Genomic DNA, 4810 nt, shown 5'->3' with positions numbered 1-4810 from the left:
TGCTGTTCCAGGGTGACTTGGGCGGCGTCCTCGCCGGGCCGGTCATCCCCGGGCGTGCCGCGGTGCGCGCAAGGCCATGCCGCCCCCGTCTTCGAGCCGGCGCCGGCCGCCCCTCCGGCAGAGCACTTCGGTACGCATGCGACACGGCCACCCGCGAAACGCCGGTGAAAGCCCTCCCTGAGGGGAGGACGGAGACTGGCGCCCCCGGCAGGACTCGAACCTGCGGCCAAGCGCTTAGAAGGCGCCTGCTCTATCCACTGAGCTACGGGGGCCGGTGTGTGGCCGGTGGCTTGGACGGCGGACTGGGGGGAGATCCGTGACCTTGCCGGGGACAAGGATAGGGGTCGCCGCCCCCTGTCCCGGGCGCTTCTGCTCCGTGGCACGATGTGGAGTTTCAGTGAAGCGGTTTCCGATAATCGCAGGCAGGTACGAATCCTGCATCGCTTTTGGCGTCTCACGCCCCGGGTGTTGTGCACTCGTTATGCCTGCGCCCCAGTCGTCACGGTCGTCCCGGTTGCCTCGATGTCGCCTCGATTGCTCCACTCCTCCAGGCGTCCCTCCGTAGGTGAACGCGCGTGCCCTCCGTAGGCGAACGTGCGTGCCCTCCGTACGCGAACATGCGTCCCTCCGTACGCGAATCGTGTCGATCAGACGACCATCGGCGCGCAGAGAGGCCCATATCCTTCAGAAACCAAACAAAATTGGGCATTCTTCGCATGTGGTGACCTTGGACGTACGGCCTCAGCTGCTCGACGCACTCTCCGCCCTGCGCGACCGTGTCGCCGCCGCGCGCTTTCCGCTCCCGTTGGCGGGCGCGCCACGCGCGCGGGCCAATCGGGAGGAGCTGCTCGCGCAGCTCGACGACTATCTCGTGCCCCGTCTCAAGCAGCCCGAAGCGCCGCTGCTCGTCGTGATCGGCGGCTCGACCGGGGCCGGCAAGTCCACGCTGGTGAACTCGCTGGTCGGACGGCAGGTCAGCGAGGCGGGAGTGCTGCGGCCCACGACCCGGACGCCGGTGCTCGTCTGCCACCCGGACGATCACCACTGGTTCGCCGACCTGCGCGTCCTGCCCGAACTCACCCGCGTATGGGTGCCGCAGAGCAGCGAGAAGGGCGGGCGCGACGCGATCGCCAAGCCCGGCGAGCGGGCGCTGAGGGTCGAGACCGCGGCCACGCTGCCGCGCGGGCTCGCCCTGCTGGACGCGCCCGACATCGACTCGCTCGTCGCCGAGAACCGGGTCCTGGCCGCCGAGTTGATCTGCGCCGCCGACGTCTGGGTGATGGTCACGACCGCCGCGCGCTACGCCGACGCCGTGCCCTGGCATCTGCTGCGGACCGCCAAGGAGTACGACGCCACGCTGGTGACCGTGCTCGACCGGGTGCCGCACCAGGTCGTGGCCGAGGTGTCGCGGCAGTACGGCGCGCTGCTCGCGAAGGCCGGTCTGGGCGAGGTGCCCCGGTTCACCGTGCCCGAGCTGCCCGAGTCCACCGGCGGCGGCGGGCTGCTGCCGGCCACGGCCGTGGCGCCCCTGCGGGCCTGGCTCACGCATCGCGTACAGGATGAGCAGGCCAGGGGCTTCGCCCTCAGCCGTACGGCGACGGGGCTGCTCGATTCGCTGAACTCGCGTATGCCCGAACTCGCGAGCGCCGTGGCCGCCCAGCACGCCGCCTCGGTGCGTCTGACGACCGTGGTCGACGAGGCGTACGAGAGCGAGCAGGCGCGGGTGCGCGGGCGGCTGCAGGCCGGGGCGGTGCTGGCCGGCGGGGCGCTCGCGCGGTGGCGGGCGTATCCCCTCGACTGCACGGCGGGCGAGCTGCTCGACGCCGTGGTGGAGAGCCTCGCCACGGTCCTTGTGTGCGCCGTTTCGGCCGCTGACCGCCGTATCGACGAGGCATGGCAGCGGGACGCGGCGGCAGGGGAGTTGGCCGCGCGCGAGAGCGACGGCGAAGGGGCGGAGCACCGGATCGGGCTGAGCGTGCGGCGCTGGCGGCGGGTGCTCGAGGAGTACGTCGAGGACGAACTGCGCGGCCTCGACAACCCATCCTCGGGCTCGCGTTCGGGCAAGGCGGGCGCCGCAGACGCCGAGCCCGTGGCGGCGCTGCTCGCCACGGCGCTGCTCGGCGGACGCAGGGCGCGTTCCGCGGGGGAGTCGCTCGCCGAGCGGATCGGGGCGCAGGGTGCGCTGAAGCTGCGCGATCGCGGGGGCAAGCTGCTCGCTTCGTACGTGGAGAAGGCGCTGAAGGCCGAACGGGACCGTCGACTCGCCCCCCTCGACACCCTCGACGTCCATCCGGAACCCCAGGCCGAGTTGATCGCCGCGCTGTCCGTACTGCAGAAGGAGAGGTGACCGCCATGACTGCCGTCACTGACCACACCGGCGGGCAGGAGCCCGCGGAGCCCGTAGCGGCCGCGGAGGCGGAACCTCCAGAGCACGCGGAGGTCGCCGAGGCGGAGGAGTCCGTCTGGGACGACGGTCTGATCGCGCGGCGGGTCGCGGCCGAGGAGGAGATCCGGGCGCGCGAGGAGGCGTACCACTCGCGGGGTCTGACATACGACGCGCCGCTGCGGGCCCGGCTCGACGCGATGCGTGAGCTCGTCGGCCTTTCGCGGACGCGCCTGGACGGCCGCACGCTCGCCGAGGCCGGGCAGGTGCTCGACCAGGCCGCGGCACGGCGGGGTCTGTCCGAGCGGCACACCGTGGTGGCCGTGGCGGGCGCGACGGGCAGCGGGAAGTCGACGCTGTTCAACGCCCTTGCCGGGGTGGCCATTTCGGATACGGGAGTGCGCCGGCCGACCACCGCGGCGCCGCTGGCCTGCAGCTGGTCCGACGGGGCGGCCTCGCTCCTGGACCGCCTCGAGATCCCCGGACGCCTGCGGCGCCGGCCGCTCCAGGGACCCGATCCCGACCCTCGCCTCGCCGGTCTCGTACTGATCGATCTGCCGGACCACGACTCGGCCGCGGTCGCACACCGTGAGCACGTGGACCGGATGCTGAAACTCGTCGACGCGGTGATCTGGGTGGTGGACCCGGAGAAGTACGGGGACGCCGTCCTGCACGAGCGCTATCTGCGGCCGCTCGCCGGTCATGCCGAGGTCACCTTCGTGGTCCTCAACCAGACGGACCGGCTGCCCGGGGACTCCGCCGACCTGGTGCTCGACGATCTGCGCCGGCTGCTCGACGAGGACGGGATCGCGCTCGGCGAGCACGGGGAGCCCGGTGCGACGGTGCTCGCGCTGTCCGCTCTGACCGGCGACGGCGTGGGCGAACTGCGTGATGCGCTCGGACAGTTCGTCGCCGAGCGGGGTGCTGCCGCACGGCGGATCTCGGCGGATCTGGACGCGGCGGCCCGGCAGCTCAAGCCGGTGTACGCGCCGGGCCGGCGGATCGGCCTGAGCGAGCGGGCGCGCGAGGAGTTCGCGGACCGGCTCTCCGAGGCGGTGGGCGCGGGGGCCGCGGGCGAGGCGGCCGAGCGGTCCTGGCGGCGCGGGGCGAGCAAGGCGTGCGGTACGCCGTGGCTCAGGCTCTGGCGCTGGTACGAGGCGCAGCGCACCGGTCCCGCCGCCGCACCGGACGACTCGGCGCCGGTGGACGAGGAGGCGACGGCGCGCCAGCGCGTCGAGCAGGCGGTACGTACGGTCGGCGACGAAGCGGCGGCCGGGCTTCCGGCGCCCTGGGCGCAGGCGGTACGGGACGCCGCGGCGCGGGGCGGTGAGGGGCTGCCGGAGGCGCTCGACGAGCTGGCGGTGAGCGCGGCGCTGCCCGCGCGCAAGCCGCCGCGGCCGGGCTGGTGGCCGATGGCCGTCCTGGTGCAGGCCCTGATGACGCTGCTCCAAGTGGTCGGCGGTCTCTGGCTGTTCGGGCAGGTCGTCGGGGTCGCCGAGCCGAATCTGACGGCTCCGGTGCTGCTGATGATGGCGGGCATCGTGGGCGGTCCCTGTGTGGAGTGGGCCTGCCGGATGGCCGCGCGCGGGCCTGCCCGACGGTACGGACAGGAGGCCGAGCGGAAGCTGCGGGAGGCGGCCGCGGCGTGCGGGCGGCAGCGGGTGCTCGATCCGGTCGCGTCGGAGCTGCTGCGGTACCGGGAGGTGCGGGAGCAGTACATGAAGGTGCTCGGGGTGGTGCCGTCGGTGATGGGCGGTTCGGGAGGCCTGGGAGGTTCGGGAGGCTTGGACGGCTCGGGAGTCGGTACCGGGGCGTTTTCGGTGGGTTCGGGCACGGTTGGATCCCTCGGGCGGGTGACGGAGTTGTCCACAACCAGCCGGTAGTCCACAGGCTGAAGCGGGCTCGTGCCGTTCGGTGCAGCCTGAGATCGCGGCGGAGCGCCGGAGGTCTCGGCCGCAGTCGTACGGGGCGGGCCCGTACGCATGCCGTGCGCGGATGCGCGCACAGGGGAGGGTGATCGGGATGAACGAGACCTTGGTGACGGTCGTGGGGAATGTCGCGACGGCGCCGGTGACGCGGGTGACGGCGAACGGGGCGATGGTCAGGTTCCGGCTCGCTTCGACGGCGCGGTACTACGACCGGGCGACGCAGGACTGGCGGGACGGACATACCAATTTCCTCACCGTGTTCGCCTGGCGGGGCCTCGCGGAGAACGTGGCGTCGTCGGTGTCCCTGGGCGATCCCGTGGTGATCCAGGGCCGGTTGAAGGTGAAGCAGGAGAGCGGGGTGGCGGGGACCCAGAGCGTGTTGGGCGTCGATATCGAGGCGCTGGCGCTCGGGCATGACCTGTCGCGGGGCACGGCCGCGTTCCGGCGGGTGTCGCGGGCCAATCCGGCGCTGACGGCCGGGGCGGGCGATGTCGGGGCG

Annotated in this window: 3 protein-coding genes and 1 tRNA gene; 3 read left to right on the top strand and 1 reads right to left on the bottom strand. The window is 72.8% G+C overall.

The window, feature by feature from the left end; all coding sequences use genetic code 11:
* Positions 1 to 196: 196 nt before the first annotated feature.
* A tRNA-Arg gene (locus G6045_RS39255) sits at positions 197 to 272 on the bottom strand.
* Between the two features lie 446 nt (positions 273 to 718).
* Between G6045_RS39255 and G6045_RS39250 the strand changes: the two genes are divergently transcribed.
* The 3 genes from G6045_RS39250 to G6045_RS39240 all read left to right on the top strand — a co-directional run.
* The gene (locus G6045_RS39250; protein ID WP_165337032.1) at positions 719 to 2347 is read left to right on the top strand and encodes a dynamin family protein; all 1629 of its coding nucleotides are present in this window, start codon (positions 719 to 721) and stop codon (positions 2345 to 2347) included.
* Positions 2348 to 2352: 5 nt separating this feature from the next.
* Complete coding sequence (locus G6045_RS39245; RefSeq protein ID WP_165337031.1) at positions 2353 to 4266, top strand: YfjP family GTPase; 1914 nt, start codon at positions 2353 to 2355, stop codon at positions 4264 to 4266.
* 139 nt (positions 4267 to 4405) lie between these two features.
* On the top strand, positions 4406 to 4810 hold a 405-nt coding region (locus G6045_RS39240; RefSeq protein ID WP_165337030.1), incomplete at its 3' end, for a single-stranded DNA-binding protein.

The sequence above is a fragment of the Streptomyces mesophilus genome (assembly GCF_011044995.1).
Lineage (GTDB): Bacteria > Actinomycetota > Actinomycetes > Streptomycetales > Streptomycetaceae > Streptomyces > Streptomyces mesophilus.
The sequence above is the reverse complement of the archived record's forward strand: the minus strand, read 5'-3'. Positions and strand labels throughout refer to the sequence as shown.

Excerpts from the sequence above, each read along its gene's own strand:
- G6045_RS39245 (WP_165337031.1), top strand. The coding sequence starts at position 2,353 with ATGACTGCCGTCACTGACCACACCGGCGGGCAGGAGCCCGCGGAGCCC.